Below are 14,679 nucleotides of genomic sequence, written 5' to 3' on the forward strand. Positions count from 1 at the left end.
GCTGGCGCTACGGAACGGGTTCGACGTCGTTCGCGTGCTCCAGCGGTGAGGCCTGCCCGGATGCCGCCCGCCGAAGTTCATCCAGGCGGACCAGGACCACGCCGCCCACAATCAGGACGCCGCCCAGGAGCTGGATCGGACCGGGCAGCTCACCCAGCAGGAGCCATGCCCAGAGGACGGCAAACAGCACCTCGGTGAGAGAGACGAACGACGCCACCTTGGAGCCCAGGGCCCGGGCGGCCATGATTCCGGAAACGTAGGCGAGCACCGTGGCCAGGACCACGAGGCCGGCAACCGAAACCCACCAGGGCGTGACCCATGGACCGAGCCGGGTATCGGCTGTGCTGAAAGCCATGGGGAGCAGGCCGGTGGCTGCGGCCAGCCACATCACGGCGGCGCCCACCATGAGCCCGCCGGAGGCCAGGACCAGCGGCGGAAGGGTGTCGTTCTCCTTGGCCGTGATGAAGAAGTAGATGGCCAGGCAGACGGCGGCGGCCATGCCCCACAGGACGCCCACCAGGTCGATCCGGATGGCGCCGGTCAGGTCCAGCACCAGCACCAGGCCGCCCAAGGAGAGCAGCGTGCCAGCGAAGGTCAGCGCGCTGGGCCGGCGCCGGCTTGCCGCCCAAAGCCAGAGGACGATGAGGACCGGCGCCAGGTATTCCAGGAGAAGCGCCACGCCCACGGAGAGGCGCGCCACGGCATTGAAATAGAACAGCTGGCAGGCAGCCACTCCAATCAGGCCGAAGAGCACGATGGTGAGCCAGTTGTCCCGCAACTGGTGCCACCGGCCGCGCAGCGCCGGAATGGCGGGCACCGCCAGGATCAGGGCTGCCCCCGTAAGGCGGGCGGTCACAGCAGCCCCCGGGGACCAGCCGGTCTCCAGCAGCGCCTTCCCAAAGGAGCCGGAGATCCCAAAGACGGCGGACGAGAACAGCGCGATGCCCAGGCCGGACGCCAGGAAGCCGCCGCGGGCCTGCTGCAGCCGGGCGGAAGTGGAGTTGTTTACGGCAGGCACCGTCGCCTCCTGTCAGGAGTAAAGTAGGGTAATGCCCCTGACACTACGCTTCCTCCCTGTAAGGAGTCAAGATGGTCTTTGCCCCTGACACCGAGATGGCGCTGCGCACCGTGGTGAACCTCATTAACTCCGCAGCCAACGGCAGCGAAGGGCTTGCTTCCGTGGCGGACCTGGACGTGTTTCTGGAGGAGGAGGGATTCACGGGTTCCCGCACGCGGGACGCCGCGGAACTGGCCAGCGTGCATGCGCTCAGGGGCCAACTGGCGGAATTGTGGACCGCGGACCAGGCTGCCGCCGTGGAGATCATCAACCGGCTGCTCCGGGAAGCCAACGCACTCCCCCAGCTGGTCCGGCACGACGGCTGGGACTGGCACCTGCACGCCACCACGCACGATGCACCGCTGGCGGACAGGATGAGCACGGAGGCGGCCATGGCCTTGGCGGATGTGGTCCGCGGCAAAGAGATGGACCGGCTGCGAAGGTGCGAGGCGGAGGACTGCAACGCGGCAGTGCTGGATCTCAGCCGGAACCGGTCAAAGCGCTACTGCGACACCGGGAACTGTGCCAACCGCGTGCACGTCGCGGCCTATCGAGCCCGTCAGGCCTCCGGGGGCGGGGTGCTGCCGCGCACCACGAGCTCAGCCGGGTAGATGACCGGTTCCAGGTGCAGCTCCGGATCATCAATGGCGCGGATGAGGAGCTGGCCTGCCGTGGCGGCCATGTCGACCATCGGCTGGGTCACCGTGGTGAGGCCCAGCCCATTGGCGGCCAGGAGGGCATGATTGTCGAACCCCACCACGGCCACGTCCTCCGGAACCTTCCGGCCCTCGCCCTGCACTGTTTCAATGACGCCCAGCGCCATCAGGTCAGAGGCGGCGAAAACACCGTCCAGCCCGGGCGACCCAGAGAACAGGTCCCGTGCCGCTTCGGCGCCGCCCGCCGTCGTGAAGTCCCCGTGGATGACGGGGCCGGGCTGCAGCCCGGCCTCCCGCAGCCCCTGCAGCCATCCTTCCAAACGGTCGACGGCGGCTGTCATGTCGGCAGGGCCGGCCACGGTCCCGAGCCGGGTGCGACCGGTGGCGGCCAGGTGCCTGGCTGCCAGCCGGCCGCCCTCAAAGTTGTCCAGGTCCACGTACGGGAGTCCGAAGCCCACTGCCCAGGGCCGGCCGATGAAGACGGTGGGCAGGCCGGCCGTGCCGAGGGCTTCCGCCCAGTCGTCGGCCTTGTGGAAGGACACCACGATGGCCCCGTCCACATGGCCGCCCCGCAGGTACCGTATGGTGCGCGCAGAGTCGTCCCCGGCACGGGACATGAGGAGGACCAGCTGCATGTCCGTCTCGCGAAGGGCCTCGTTCACGCCAGTAATGACGGCTGCGAAAAACGGATCCATCATGACCCGTGCATCCGGCTCCGGGATGACCAGCGCGACCGAATTGGTTCGCTTAGTCACCAGGCTCCGGGCCGCGCGGTTCGGCGTGTATCCGAGTGCCACGATGGCGGCATCGACGGCGGCCTGGGCTTCCGGGCTGACCTTCAGCCCGCCATTGATCGCCCTGGACGCGGTGGAGCGGGAGACTCCAGCGGCCGTGGCAAGATCCTCAAGCGTCGGACTGGGCCGCCCGGCCTGCAGGAGGCCGGACCGGCGGGACTTTTCGTTCATTACACCGACAATACGACACCCGGCTCCGATGGGGGGACGGCGCTGCTGCTGGCCGGAACGGTATTGGAAGCCGCCACCGCCGAGTACCACAAGGCGCTGGCCTTAGGGATGCGTTCCTGCGTTGCGTAGTCCACCCGGACCAGACCGAAGCGCTGGTGATAGCCGAAGGACCACTCGAAGTTGTCCAGCAGGGACCACGCAAGGTAGCCGCGGACGTCCACGCCGTCTGCGATGGCACTATGAACTGCCTGGAGATGGGATGCAAAGAACCCCAGCCGGTTTTGGTCGTCGACGAACCCCGCGTCGTCGGGGACGTCCTCGTAGGCTGCACCGTTTTCCGTGATGTACACGGGGATCCCTGCCGGACCCGTGTACTCCGCCTGCAGCCGGTTGAGCAGACGCCGCAGACCCTCCGGCTGGACCTCCCAGCCCATTCCCGTCACCGGCAGACCGCGGGGTACCGACCGCGCGCCGTCAGCTGCCACGAAGGGTGAGGACACCGGGCGGGCAATCTGTTCGGGAGCCGCCGTCGTCTGCGCGCCGGCTTCTTCTCTCACGTCCACCGGGTCCTTCGTGAGGGATTCCCCGTGGTAGTAGTTGACGCCCAGCAGGTCCAGGGGCGTGGAAATGGTCTCCAGGTCCCCGTCCTGCACCAGATCAGCCAGTCCAAGGTGCGCAACATCAGCCAGCAGGTCGGCCGGGTACTCCCCCCTGAACAGCGGGTCCAGGAAAATCCTGTTGAACTGCCCGTCGATGCGCCTGGCCGCATCCCTGTCCCCCGCACTGCCGGGATCCCGCGGATCCGGGACCGTCAGGTTCAGGGTGATGCCCAGGTTTGCATCCGGGTCCACCCGGCGGAGTTCCCGTGCTGCAAGTCCATGCCCAAGCAGCAAATGGTGGGCGGCAGCCAGCCCTGCCCGAGGGTCCTGTCTTCCCGGCGCGTGGATGCCGGCCGCATAGCCAAGGAACGCCGAGCACCACGGTTCGTTCAGGGTGGTCCAGATCCGTACGCGGTCACCCAGGACGCCGTGCATAAGGGCCGCGTACTCGGCGAAACGGTAGGCCGTGTCCCGGTTGGCCCAGCCGCCCTTATCTTCCAGCGCCTGGGGCAGGTCCCAGTGATACAGGGTCAGCCAGGGCGTAATGCCCGCTGCCAACAGCTCGTCCACCAGGCGGGAGTAGAAGTCGAGGCCTTCAGGGTTGGGGGTGACACCGTCGGGCATACACCGCGCCCAGGACGTGGAGAACCGGTAGGCCTTCATGTTCATGTGGGCCATCAGGGCAACATCCTGCTTGTAGCGCCGGTAGTGGTCGCAGGCAACGTCGCCGTTATGGCCGTCAGCCACCGCACCGGGCTGGCGTGCGAAGACGTCCCAGATGGAGTCCTGCCGCCCGCCGGCGTGTGCTGCACCTTCGATTTGGTAGGCAGCGGTTGCCGCGCCCCACAGGAAGCCCTCCGGAAACGGAAGTTGGGTGGAACTCATCCTTTAACTGCTCCTTGCATAATTCCAGATACGAGCTGCCTGCCTGCCGCAATAAAGAGGAGCAGGAGCGGGACGGTGGCCAGGACGGCGCCGGCCAGGACCACGGAGTAGTCCACGAAGTGGGCCGCCTGCAGCAGCTGCAGGGCCACCGGGAGGGTGGGGTTTGACGGGTCAAGGACGATGAACGGCCAGAAGAAATTCGTCCAGGTGGCCACGAAGGTGAACAGCGCGAGCATGGCCGCGGCCGGGCGGGCCGCCGGGAATCCAATGTGCCAGAACGCCTGGATCATGGACGCCCCGTCCATCCGCACGGCCTCGATGAGCTCATCAGGGAGGGCGTCACGCAGGTATTGGGTCATCCAGAATACGCCGAAGGCCGTAACAACGCCCGGGACGATGACGGCCCAGAGTGAGCCGGTCCAGCCGAGCTTGGACATCACGATAAACAGCGGGACCACGCCGAGCTGGGTAGGAACAGCCATGGTTGCGATGACAAACACCAGCAGCCCCTTGCTGCCGCGGAAGCGAAGCTTGGCAAAGGCGAAGCCGGCCAGGGTGGAGAACACGACGACGGATGCCGCGGTCACGCACGAGACGATAAGGCTGTTGCCCATCGCCTTCCAGAACGGAATGCTGTCAAAGACTTTCGCAGCGTTGGCCAGGAAGTTCCCACCGGGCAGCAGCGGGATGCCACGGCTCAGCACGGTGTTGTCATGGCTGCCCACCAGGAAAGACCAATAGAGCGGAAAGAGGGACGCCAGGAGCACAGCACCCAGGAAGCCGTAGGTAAGGAAGCCGGGCCTGCGGGCACTGCCGTGGCCGGACCCGCCACCCTTGGCACCCCGCGCACCCGGTCCCCGCCGTGCTGCCGCCCGGGCGGCCCCCTTTCCGGCCGTCTGCTCAATCATGGGAATGGAGCTCACTTGCGGCCTCCCTGGCTTGCGATGCGCTTGGTAATGAGGAAATTGAGCAGCGCGATCAGGACGATAATCACGAAGAGCAGCCAGGCCACGGCAGAAGCCCTGCCGAAGTTGCGCTGGCCCCAGCCGAGTTCCCAGATGTACATCGTCAGCGTCTGCCACTGCCTGTCCGCACCGCCCAGGCCGGACTGGTCAAAGACCCGCGGTTCGTCGAAGATCTGCAGGCCGCCGATGGTGGAGGTGATCACCACGAAGATCACCGTCGGCCGCAGCATGGGGACGGTCACGGAGAAGAACTGCCGCAGCCTGCCGGCGCCGTCGATGGTTGCCGCTTCAAACACATCCCGCGGTATGGCCTGCATGGCTGCGAGGAAGATCAGCGCGTTGTAGCCGGTCCAGCGGAAGTTCACCATGGTGGCGATTGCCAAGTGGCTTGCAAGGGAATCAGAATGCCACCGGACCGGGTCCAGCCCTGCAGCCTTCAACATCTCGTTGATCAGCCCGAACTGGTCTGCAAAGAGGTTGTTGAAGATCAGGCCCACCGCCACCGGCGCAACGACGAACGGGACCAGAACCCCCATCCGCCAAAACGTCCTGGCCCTCAGGTTCGCATCCAGCACCGCCGCGATCATCAGGGCGATGACGACCTGGGGAACGGAGGACAGGATGAAGATGCTGAAGGTGTTACCCACCGCATTCCAGAAGTAGGGCTGGGCTACAACGAAGCCGTAGTTTTCCAGGCCCGTGAACTTCCCCTGCCCGCCAATGAGATTCCAGTTGTGCAGGGAAACCCATGCTGTGTACACCAGCGGGAAGAGTCCGGTGACAGCAAACAGGAGGAAGAACGGCGAAATGTAGAGGTAGGGGGACAGCCTGACGTCCCACTTGGAGACCTGCTGGGAGAAGGCCAGGCGCCGGACATCGTTCGTCCCTACCGGAGGCAGGGACTGTCCCCCGGCCTTCCGGGGCTTGACCCGGTCAGTGACAGCCATGCTTAGAGGGACTTCACTGCGGTGACGAACTTCTCCCAGGAGGAAGCGGCGTCGTCCGACTTATCAACGTCCACACGCGTGAGGGCCTGCTGCATGGCGTCATTGATGGCGAAATACTTGGTTCCCTTGAAGGGCGTCACCGAAACAGCCTTGGCACGTTCGGCGAAGATCTGGCCGGTGGGCGCGCCGTTGAAGAACTCGTTCGTCTGGCCCAGCAGCTCGCTGCTTTCCAGTGCTTCCTTCTGGCTGGGGAAGGTGCCCTTGGCGGTGAATGCCTTGATCTGCTGCTCAGGAGCCGTCAGCCAACCTGCCAGTTTCTTGGCCTCGGCCTGGTTCCCTCCCTGGGTGGGAACCGTCAGGTAAGACCCGCCCCAGTTTCCGCCGCCGCCGGGGAAGACGTTGGCGACGTCCCAGCCGGTGACCCCGGCCGCGTTGCCCTCGATAACTCCGAGCATCCAGCCCGGGCAGAGTGTGGTGGCAAAGGCGCCGGTCTGGAAACCTGAGGCCCAGTCCTCGCTCCACTGGCTCAGGTGGGCGGACAGCCCGTCCTCGGTGGAGGCTTTCAGGACCTGGTTGTACGTGTCCTTGACCTTCTGGTTCTCCGTGGCGATGACGGTGCCGTCCTCCTCCTCATAGACCTTGTCAAGCTGGTTGCTCATACCCTGGTATATCGCCCCAGCCGAGTCGAACCATGCGGAATCGGGGCTTGCGGCCTTGAATTTCTTGCCCGCTTCGAAGTAGCTGTCCCAGGTGGTGCCCAGCATTTTGGCGACCTCGGCGCGGTCCGTGGGCATGCCCGCCTTCTTCAGCAGCTCGGCGTTGTAGCAGACGGCCTCGGGGCCTGAGTCGGTTCCGTAGCCCAGCAGCTTGCCGTCGGCGGTGGTGGCAGCCTCCGCCTTCCAGTCCAGCCAGCGCCCTTCGACAGCAGGATCCTTCAAGTCCGCAAAGCGGTCCGGATACTCCAGGAGCTCCGGAAGCCAGTCCACCTCTACGGCCTCTATGTCGGACAGCCCTGACCCGGCGGCCAGGCGTGTAGTGAGGTTGTCCCGGGCTTCGTTAGTGGTGGCTGCTTTCTTGTGCTCGATGGTGACATTCGGATTCAGCTCTTCATATTCCTCAAAGAGCTTTTCGTAGCCGAATTCGTTGAACGTGCCCACCGTGAGGGTGACGGCCTCGGAACCGGTAGCGTCGTCCGCGCTGGCCTTCTCAGGGGATGAGGACCCACAGCCAGTGAGGGAGAGGGCAAGGCAGGCGGCCGCCGCCGAAAGCACGGAAAACTTGCTGGGATTTTTCACAGGATAAGACTCCTTTGTCAAAGATTCGTTTCGGTCCCGCTGGGACAGACGGTGGAGGTGCCATGGCTGGGATGGAGCCTGGCGAGGGAGTACGTAGTGGTGGGAGCGCTCTCACCAGATCGTGTCCCACTTCACAGCGTCTTGTCAAGGGGAGTCGCTGGCACCCGCCAAGCGTCGGACTCTTGACCATGGGAGCGCTTCCACCTAGGCTCTGTCGGGACATTCATCTCGACGACGGAGTCCCCATGACCATCAGTCCCACCCCCCGGCAACTGGCCCGCCGCACCCTGCTGATTGCAGCTTCGGCGGGCTTGGCCACCTTCGCCGCGCCGTCAGCCATGGCCCAAGCCGCTAACGGATTGCCCCGGACCCGCCCGCACCGGCAACCACCAGTCCGCAGTGCGCTGAACTTCCTCGACTCGATGACCGGTGCCTACGCGGAGACCCTCCACCAGCCCAGGCTTCCGCAGAGCTACGCCGACGAGCTGGGGCTGTTCTCCACCGCCTTCGTCTACGACTCGGCACTTGCGATCGTTGCAGCCATCCCCGCCGGCCGGCTCGACCTGGCCCGGACCATCGGTGACGGTCTCCTCTATGCACAGACCCACGATCCGGCACACAGCGACGGCCGGCTGCGCCAGGGTTACAACGTTGGGCCGTACACCTTCTACGACGGAACCCGGAACGAGCACGGCCTGGTTCAGCCTGATGGGACGGCCAACATCGGCTGGCAGTTCGGCTTCCTCGGGACAGCAGTCGGGGACATGGCCTGGCCCGGAATTGCCCTGGTACAGCTCCACGAAGCCACAGGAGAGAAGTCATATCTTAGGGGCGCTCAGCGAATCGCGGACTGGATCACCACCCGGGCGATCAACGAAGGCACCCTTGGCGGATTCAGCTTTGGCGTCGACGCCGCGGATCAGCGGATTCCCAACGTCTCGACGGAACACAACATCGACTCGGTGGCGTTCTTCACGATGCTCCACCAGGTCGACGGTGACGCACGCTGGCTCGAAGCGGCCAACAGGGCGTCACGCCTGGTTGAAGCCATGTGGGAACCGGCGGAGGGTTTCTTCTACACCGGCTCCAACGACGGGTCGACAATCAACCGTCATCCCCTCCCGCTGGACCCGCAGACCTGGAGCTGGCTCACGCTACAGGAGCAACGCTTCGCAGGGTCCCTCGACTGGGCGGAGCGGACACTCGGCACAACGGACGCTGCGACATCAGAGTTCTCCGAGCTGCCAGCCGGCTTCGCCGTTTCCGGAGTGACGTTCAGCTCGGCCAGCCTCACTTCGACGGCCGTTTACAACAACCGCCAGGTCGCCCCGAACGGCGTCTGGTTCGAAGGCACCGCGCAGCTGGCCACCGCGCTGACTGACCGCCGCGCCCCGCGGGACCGTGCCCGGGCCAACCAGCTGCTCCAAGAGCTTCGCAGAGCCCAGGCAGAGCTGGGGGGAAACCAACATGTTGGTGGTACACCGTTGGCGCCGGGAGGGCTCGTCGCCGCTTCCAGCCTGATCGACTCCGGATTCGGGTTCGGCTACTTCCAGATCCAACACGTCGGCGCGACAGCGTGGTACGTCATGGCCGAACTCGGGGTGAACCCCATGAAGCTGGGAGGGTTAGCGGTCAGCGGGACTTGAGGCGCCGCCGTCGGACGCTGCCGGCGGCTCCTGTCCGCCCTGGGCGCCGAAACCGTGGGCGGGGCGTTTCGAGGAGAGGTTCACGCCAGAGCCCTTGCCCAGGTGCTCGGCGTTTTCCTTGTAGCTCATGGAGAGCATGGCCGCGATCACCAGGGTGACGATGAAGGCGATGCCGGCGCCGGTGAACGCGAGGTCGAAACGCGGCTCGCGGGCGCTGCCGCCCGACGCGAAAATCAGGACGGCCACGAACGCCACAACGCCCCAGAATGCGGAGAACATCAGCGGCCCCTTCACCGAGGTCCGCAGGTTGCGCGGTTTGCCTGGATGCTGGTCTGCCACGGTGATTCCTCCCTGCAGGCGGCGCGTGGCCAGCCTGGATTGCGTGATGTGGTTCCCGGCATTGTTTCTACAGGAAGTAGAACCGGGCCCTTCCTAGTTTACGGCTTCGCCGCAGTGCCGCGGGCATCGTGCCGCAGGGTCAGTCCGGCCAGGATCCACAGGACGCCCGAGATGATCGCGCCGCCCCCAGTGACGCCCAGCAGCGCATGCGCGCCCAGTGCGGTAAAGAAGGGCAGGGCAGCAGCCGTTCCAAGTCCGATGACGCCGGAGGCGATCCAGTCGCGCGTCAGGACATGCCGGCCGCGGAACCTCAGGCCACACGCCAATTCCAGGGCTCCGGCAACGCCCAGGCCGAGCGCGGCGATCACAGCGTAGAGCAGGTCACCATTCAGGAGTACGACGGCGAAGCCCGCTCCGGCGAGCACGGAACCGGCGGCGGACAGCAGCTTCCCCGGGGTGGACTTCGGGGCGAATCCCGCCGCCGGGACGCCCCGCAGGACGGTCAGGCCGGTGGCCAGCAGGTAGAGCCCCCCGGCCCAGCCCATCACTTCGATGGAGGGAGAGGGCCAGAAGATCGTCACCGCGCCGAACACCAGTGCCGCTGCGGAGCGGAGCACGACGGGCCTCCAGAGGTCCGCCCGGGGGTTGGTACCGGCGGTCGTACCGGATGGTGTCAGTGGTTGTGTCACCGGTTCAGTTTAGTGCGCCCGCGCCGGAGACCATCCACCGGTCCGACCGGGCCCTGAACCCCAGGGTCAGGGCCCGGGCCGCCATGTAGCCAAGTGCGAAGGCGGCCCAGAGCCAGCCCAGCCCGGCCGGGCCGGTGGCGCCGGACAGGGCTACAGCGCCGAGCAGCGGAGCGTACGCGGCAACGTTGACCAGGCCTGCGAGGGCAAGGTAGCGGGCGTCGCCCGCGCCGATGAGCACTCCGTCCAGCACAAACACGTATCCGGCCACGGGCTGCCCCACCGCGACAACCCACAGTGCCACGGCGAGCGCCCACTGCACCTGCGGATCCGGGCTGAAAAGACGGCCCAGCCAAGGCGCAGCAGCGGCCAGCAGCATGCCCGTAACGATGCCCATGCCGATGCCCCAGCGGGTCATGGTCCGGGTCAGGAGCCTGGCATGTTTTGCGCGGCCGGCACCCAGTTCCTTACCGATGAGCGCCTGCGCGGCGATGGCCAAGGCGTCCAGTCCGAAGGCCAGGAAGGAAAAGATCGTCAGGGCCAGCTGGTGGGCCGCAAGGTTCACCGTGCCCTGCGCCGTGGCAACCAGGACCGTGGCAAGGATCGCCAGGCGCAGACTGAGGGTCCGGAGCATCAGCCACGATCCCACCCCCGCCATCGCACGGACACCGCGCCACGAGGGCTGCAGCGTGACGCCCTGGCTGGCGGCGTACCGCCGCACCATTAGCACATAGACCAGGGCCATGGCCCACTGGGCCACGCTGGTGCCGGCGGCCGAACCCGCCACGGACCAGTGCAGGCCGTAGACCAGCCAGAAGTTCAGGACAATGTTCAGCCCGAATCCTGCGGTGGCCACCACCAGCGGGGTCCGGGTGTCCTGCAGCCCGCGAAGCACGCCGGTCCCCGCAAAGACCAGCAGCATGGCCACGAGTCCGGGCATCGACCAGCGGAGATACTCCACCGCAAAGACCCGCACCTCCCCCTCGGCACCCAAAAGGTCCACGAGCGGTCCGGCAGCGGTAAAGCCGGCCACGGCGAGGGCCGAGCCCAGGACCAGGGCCAGCCATACGCCGTCGCGTCCGGCCGCGAGCGCCTTGTCCATGCGCCCCTCCCCCACGGCGCGCGCAACGGCGGGGGTGGTTGAGTAGGCGAGGAACACCATAAGTCCGACGGCGGTGTGCAGCACCGCGGTCGCCAGGCCAACGCCTGCCAGTTGAGCCACGCCGAGATGGCCCACGATGGCCGAATCCGCCAGCAGGAAAAGCGGCTCAGATACCAGGGCGCCGAAGGCCGGGACGGCAAGCCGCAGGATGTCCCGGGCATGGCGGCGGGCGGGCGGCGCTGTGGTGTGGGACGGGGTGGGCACGCTGCCAGCTTAAACTGTGTCCACGTCACATTAGTTGACACTTCAACAATTGGTGGAATACTTGAAGTATGAACCAATCGAGCCTTACCACCACCGCTATTACCGCCCTGCGCATCGTCCTCGGCTTCCTCTTCGCAGCCCACGGCTGGCAGAAGTTCAACGAATGGACCATTGCCGGCACCCAGACTGCTTTCTCCCAGATGGGCATCCCGGCGGCCGAGGTGGCAGCTCCCGTCATCGCCGTGCTGGAACTCGCCGGCGGCATCGCCCTGATCCTGGGCGTCCTGACCCGCGTTGTCGCCGCCCTCCTGGTGGCCGACATGCTCGGCGCCCTCTTCCTGGTCCACGCCGGCGCCGGCGTCTACGCAGACAAGGGCGGCTACGAGCTGGTCCTCCTCCTCGGCGCAGCAGCCTTCGTGCTGGCCCTGACCGGCGCCGGCCGCGTGTCCGTCGACCGCGCACTGTTCGGCCGCTCGCAGTCCAAGCTGGCCGTCCTCGCCTAACCCCACCCGACGCTCTCTCACTTAACGCCCCCAACACCCGACGCTCTCTCAGTTAGCGGCAGTGGTGGGCCAACGCTCTCTCACTTCCGGCCGTCTTTCGGCTGCGAAGTGAGAGAGCGTTGCGGCTTAAAGCGCATCAAGTGAGAGAGCGTCACAAGTGGGGCGGAGCGGGACCACGTTCTACAGTGGGCACCATGACTGAGACCGGCCCGGCCAACTCCGTGACCCTCCGCTTCCTGGCAGCGCCCATGGACGTGGGCCACAGCGGATCCGTCGACGCCGGGACCGTTCTCGAATGGGTGGACAAGGCCGCATACGCCGCCGCGGTCGGTTGGGCCAAGTCCTACTGCGTCACCGCCTACGTGGGCAATATCCACTTCGCCGACCCCGTGAACAGCGGCGACATGGTGGAGGTGGAAGCCACCATCGTCTACACCGGCCGGTCTTCAATGCACATCCGCACCGTGGTCTCCTCCGGGGATCCCAAGGGCGGACCGGCAAGAATGCGCAGCCAGTGCCTGGTGATCTTCGTTGCTGTCGGCGAGGACGGAAAGCCCGTCCCCGTCCCCCAGTTTGCACCACGCACTCCGCAGGAAGTCGAGGAGCGCGACCATGCCCTGGCGCGCATCAAGGTGCGCGAGCAAATCGTCGAAGCCATGAACCGTCAGGAATATACCGACGCCGGCACCGCCGAACGGGTGACCCTGCGGTTCATGGCGGCCCCCACGGACGTGAACTGGGGCGGCAAGGTCCACGGAGGCATCGTGATGAAGTGGATCGACGAGGCCGCCTATGTCTGCGCCTCGCGCTACTGCGGCCGGGACACCGTTGCGGTGTTCTCGGGCGGCGTCCGCTTCTACCGGCCCCTCTTAATTGGCCACGTGGTTGAGGTGGAGGCGCGCCTGGTCTACACCGGCACCAAGGGGATGCACATCGCCGTCCATGTCAGCTCGGGCGACCCCAAGGGCGGTGAGCTTCAGCTCACCACCTATTGCCTCACCGTCATGGTGGCGCGCGACCACGAAGGCACCTCAGTGCCGGTGCCCGCCTGGGTGCCGGTCAGCGAGGAGGACAGGCGGCTGCACGCGCATGCGCTCGAGTTGCTGGAAATCCGCGGAACTGCACCGGGCAACAGGCTTCCGAACCACCTGCTGGCGCAGGCGGGCGAAGCCTAGAAGCCGCCGCCGCCGGCGTCTCCGGCCATGTTGGCGAACCGGGAGTAGTGGCCCTGGAAGGCCACGACAATGTCCTTGGTGGGGCCGTTACGGTGCTTGGCGACGAGGATGTCGGCCTCTCCGGCGCGCGGAGACTCCTTGTCGTAGACGTCTTCGCGGTGCAGCAGGATGACCATGTCCGCATCCTGTTCGATGGAGCCGGACTCGCGGAGGTCCGACACCATGGGACGTTTGTCTTGGCGCTGCTCCGAACCACGGTTCAGCTGGGACAGCGCGATGACCGGCACCTGCAGTTCCTTGGCGAGAAGCTTGAGGGCACGCGAGAATTCGGAGACTTCCTGCTGGCGGGACTCCACCTTCTTGCCGGAACTCATGAGCTGCAGGTAGTCCAGGATGACCAGCTTCAGGTCATGCTGCTGCTTGAGGCGGCGGCACTTGGCCCGGATCTCCATGAGGGACATGTTGGGGCTGTCGTCGATAAACAGCGGCGCGTCGTTCATCCGGCCCATGGTGGTGGCGATCTTGGACCACTGCTCGTCCTTGATGGTGCCTTTGCGGAGGTCCTGCAGCCCGATGGTGGCCTCAGCTGACAGGAGGCGCATGGCGATCTCGTTCCGGCCCATTTCGAGGGAGAACATGACGGTGGAGAGGTTGTTCTTGATGGCCGCGGAGCGTGCGAAATCCAGTGCGAACGTCGACTTACCGACGGCCGGGCGGGCCGCGATCACGATCATCTGGCCGGGGTGCAGGCCGTGGGTCAGCTCATCCAGTTCATAGAAGCCGGTGGGCACGCCGGTCATGCCTTCCCCGCGGTGGCCGGACGCCTCGATCTCATCCACCGTGGATTCCATGACGTCCTTGAGGACCACGTAGTCCTCTGCGGTGCGGCGTTCGGCCACGGCGTAGACCTCCGCCTGGGCCTGGTTAACCAGGTCCTCCACTTCGCCGTCCGAGCCATAGCCCAGCTGGACGATCTTGGTGCCGGCATTCACAAGGCGCCGGAGTACAGCCCGTTCGGCAACGATTTCCGCGTAATAACCGGCATTGGCAGCCGTGGGAACGGTCTGGATGAGTTCGTGCAGGTAGGCCGGGCCGCCGATCCGGTTGATCTCGGCCCGCTTGGTCAGCTCATCGGAGACCGTCACGGCATCGGCGGGCTCACCGCGGCCGTAGAGGTCGATGATGGCTTCGTAGATGGTTTCGTGAGCTGGCCGGTAGAAGTCCTGTCCGCGAAGGATTTCCACCACATCAGCGATCGCGTCCTTGGAAAGCATCATGCCGCCCAGGACGGACTGCTCGGCGGCGATATCCTGGGGAGGCTTCCGGCCCGCGTCCGATCCCCGGGTGGTCTCGACCGTATCCAAGTGCGCGATTGACAATGCTGCCGTCCTCAATTTGTACCGGCCCCGGGGGCGCCGATAGTTGTCCATCCTGCCGGGCCGGCCCCGGATCCCCGCCTCTGGTTCTCCACGCCCGCCCTACCTGCACAGGTATACCCGCCTGCACCGACAACGGCCGCAGACCGGAGGCGGGAATGGTTATCCCCAGTGTCCACAGGTTTTCCACAGGGGTCGCTTCGCCGGTCCTTCACAGGT

14 protein-coding genes are annotated in these 14,679 nt (G+C 66.1%); 4 read left to right on the plus strand and 10 right to left on the minus strand.

The window, feature by feature from the left end:
* Positions 1 to 7: 7 nt before the first annotated feature.
* Entirely contained in the window at positions 8 to 1,018 is a 1,011-nt protein-coding gene (locus tag ACFWIX_RS11785) for a DMT family transporter (protein ID WP_377216309.1), read from the minus strand.
* A 71-nt stretch (positions 1,019 to 1,089) separates the two neighbouring features.
* Between ACFWIX_RS11785 and ACFWIX_RS11790 the strand changes: the two genes are divergently transcribed.
* On the plus strand, positions 1,090 to 1,668 hold the full coding sequence (locus ACFWIX_RS11790; protein WP_377216310.1) for a CGNR zinc finger domain-containing protein: 579 nt from the start codon (positions 1,090 to 1,092) through the stop codon (positions 1,666 to 1,668).
* On the opposite strand, the gene ACFWIX_RS11795 is transcribed toward ACFWIX_RS11790, so the two are convergent.
* From ACFWIX_RS11795 to ACFWIX_RS11815, 5 genes are read right to left on the minus strand one after another with little or no spacing between them, the layout of a single operon-like run.
* A complete protein-coding gene (locus ACFWIX_RS11795; RefSeq protein WP_377216311.1) occupies positions 1,617 to 2,678 on the minus strand; it encodes a LacI family DNA-binding transcriptional regulator in 1,062 nt (353 codons plus the stop codon). The genes ACFWIX_RS11790 and ACFWIX_RS11795 overlap by 52 nt on opposite strands.
* Positions 2,678 to 4,162 carry a glycoside hydrolase family 1 protein gene (locus ACFWIX_RS11800; RefSeq protein WP_377216312.1) on the minus strand — a complete coding sequence of 495 codons (1,485 nt, stop codon included), beginning with the start codon at positions 4,160 to 4,162 and terminating at the stop codon, positions 2,678 to 2,680. Before ACFWIX_RS11800 ends, ACFWIX_RS11795 begins: the two co-directional genes overlap by 1 nt.
* Positions 4,159 to 5,085, minus strand: coding sequence for a carbohydrate ABC transporter permease (locus ACFWIX_RS11805; protein ID WP_377216313.1), 927 nt, complete (start codon positions 5,083 to 5,085; stop codon positions 4,159 to 4,161). Before ACFWIX_RS11805 ends, ACFWIX_RS11800 begins: the two co-directional genes overlap by 4 nt.
* Positions 5,082 to 6,074, minus strand: coding sequence for a carbohydrate ABC transporter permease (locus tag ACFWIX_RS11810; RefSeq protein WP_377216314.1), 993 nt, complete (start codon positions 6,072 to 6,074; stop codon positions 5,082 to 5,084). The genes ACFWIX_RS11805 and ACFWIX_RS11810 overlap by 4 nt, the downstream gene beginning before the upstream one ends.
* Positions 6,075 to 6,076: 2 nt before the next feature.
* Positions 6,077 to 7,369 (minus strand): ABC transporter substrate-binding protein, encoded by a 1,293-nt coding sequence (locus ACFWIX_RS11815; protein ID WP_377216315.1) that lies wholly within the window; start codon positions 7,367 to 7,369, stop codon positions 6,077 to 6,079.
* Between the two features lie 245 nt (positions 7,370 to 7,614).
* Here ACFWIX_RS11815 and ACFWIX_RS11820 point away from each other — a divergent pair, with 245 nt between their 5' ends.
* Positions 7,615 to 9,015, plus strand: a complete 1,401-nt coding sequence (locus tag ACFWIX_RS11820; RefSeq protein WP_377216316.1) for a Tat pathway signal sequence domain protein — start codon at positions 7,615 to 7,617, stop codon at positions 9,013 to 9,015.
* On the opposite strand, the gene ACFWIX_RS11825 is transcribed toward ACFWIX_RS11820, so the two are convergent.
* The 3 genes from ACFWIX_RS11825 to ACFWIX_RS11835 all read right to left on the minus strand — a co-directional run bounded on the left by ACFWIX_RS11825 (position 8,995) and on the right by ACFWIX_RS11835 (position 11,406).
* On the minus strand, positions 8,995 to 9,354 hold the full coding sequence (locus ACFWIX_RS11825; RefSeq protein WP_377216317.1) for a hypothetical protein: 360 nt from the start codon (positions 9,352 to 9,354) through the stop codon (positions 8,995 to 8,997). The two genes, ACFWIX_RS11820 and ACFWIX_RS11825, sit on opposite strands and share 21 nt — an antisense overlap.
* Before the next feature lie 98 nt (positions 9,355 to 9,452).
* On the minus strand, positions 9,453 to 10,043 hold the full coding sequence (locus tag ACFWIX_RS11830) for a hypothetical protein (RefSeq protein ID WP_377216318.1): 591 nt from the start codon (positions 10,041 to 10,043) through the stop codon (positions 9,453 to 9,455).
* Positions 10,044 to 10,047: 4 nt separating this feature from the next.
* Positions 10,048 to 11,406: an MATE family efflux transporter gene (locus ACFWIX_RS11835; RefSeq protein ID WP_377216319.1), complete on the minus strand. Its 1,359-nt coding sequence runs from the start codon at positions 11,404 to 11,406 to the stop codon at positions 10,048 to 10,050.
* Positions 11,407 to 11,474: 68 nt separating this feature from the next.
* Between ACFWIX_RS11835 and ACFWIX_RS11840 the strand changes: the two genes are divergently transcribed.
* Both ACFWIX_RS11840 and ACFWIX_RS11845 read left to right on the plus strand, forming a co-directional pair.
* A complete protein-coding gene (locus ACFWIX_RS11840) occupies positions 11,475 to 11,909 on the plus strand; it encodes a DoxX family protein (protein WP_377216320.1) in 435 nt (144 codons plus the stop codon).
* Positions 11,910 to 12,103: 194 nt separating this feature from the next.
* Positions 12,104 to 13,084 carry an acyl-CoA thioesterase gene (locus ACFWIX_RS11845; RefSeq protein ID WP_377216321.1) on the plus strand — a complete coding sequence of 327 codons (981 nt, stop codon included), beginning with the start codon at positions 12,104 to 12,106 and terminating at the stop codon, positions 13,082 to 13,084.
* On the opposite strand, the gene dnaB is transcribed toward ACFWIX_RS11845, so the two are convergent.
* Positions 13,081 to 14,463, minus strand: a complete 1,383-nt coding sequence (dnaB, locus tag ACFWIX_RS11850; protein ID WP_377216322.1) for a replicative DNA helicase — start codon at positions 14,461 to 14,463, stop codon at positions 13,081 to 13,083. The genes ACFWIX_RS11845 and dnaB overlap by 4 nt on opposite strands.
* Positions 14,464 to 14,679: the final 216 nt, after the last annotated feature.

The organism is Pseudarthrobacter sp. NPDC058362 (genome assembly GCF_042723515.1).
Taxonomy (GTDB): Bacteria; Actinomycetota; Actinomycetes; order Actinomycetales; family Micrococcaceae; genus Arthrobacter.

Excerpts from the sequence above, each read along its gene's own strand:
- ACFWIX_RS11790 (WP_377216310.1), top strand. The coding sequence starts at position 1,090 with ATGGTCTTTGCCCCTGACACCGAGATGGCGCTGCGCACCGTGGTGAAC.
- ACFWIX_RS11840 (WP_377216320.1), top strand. The coding sequence starts at position 11,475 with ATGAACCAATCGAGCCTTACCACCACCGCTATTACCGCCCTGCGCATC.
- ACFWIX_RS11800 (WP_377216312.1), bottom strand. The coding sequence starts at position 4,162 with ATGAGTTCCACCCAACTTCCGTTTCCGGAGGGCTTCCTGTGGGGCGCG.
- ACFWIX_RS11845 (WP_377216321.1), top strand. The coding sequence starts at position 12,104 with ATGACTGAGACCGGCCCGGCCAACTCCGTGACCCTCCGCTTCCTGGCA.
- ACFWIX_RS11795 (WP_377216311.1), bottom strand. The coding sequence starts at position 2,678 with ATGAACGAAAAGTCCCGCCGGTCCGGCCTCCTGCAGGCCGGGCGGCCC.
- ACFWIX_RS11820 (WP_377216316.1), top strand. The coding sequence starts at position 7,615 with ATGACCATCAGTCCCACCCCCCGGCAACTGGCCCGCCGCACCCTGCTG.
- ACFWIX_RS11810 (WP_377216314.1), bottom strand. The coding sequence starts at position 6,074 with ATGGCTGTCACTGACCGGGTCAAGCCCCGGAAGGCCGGGGGACAGTCC.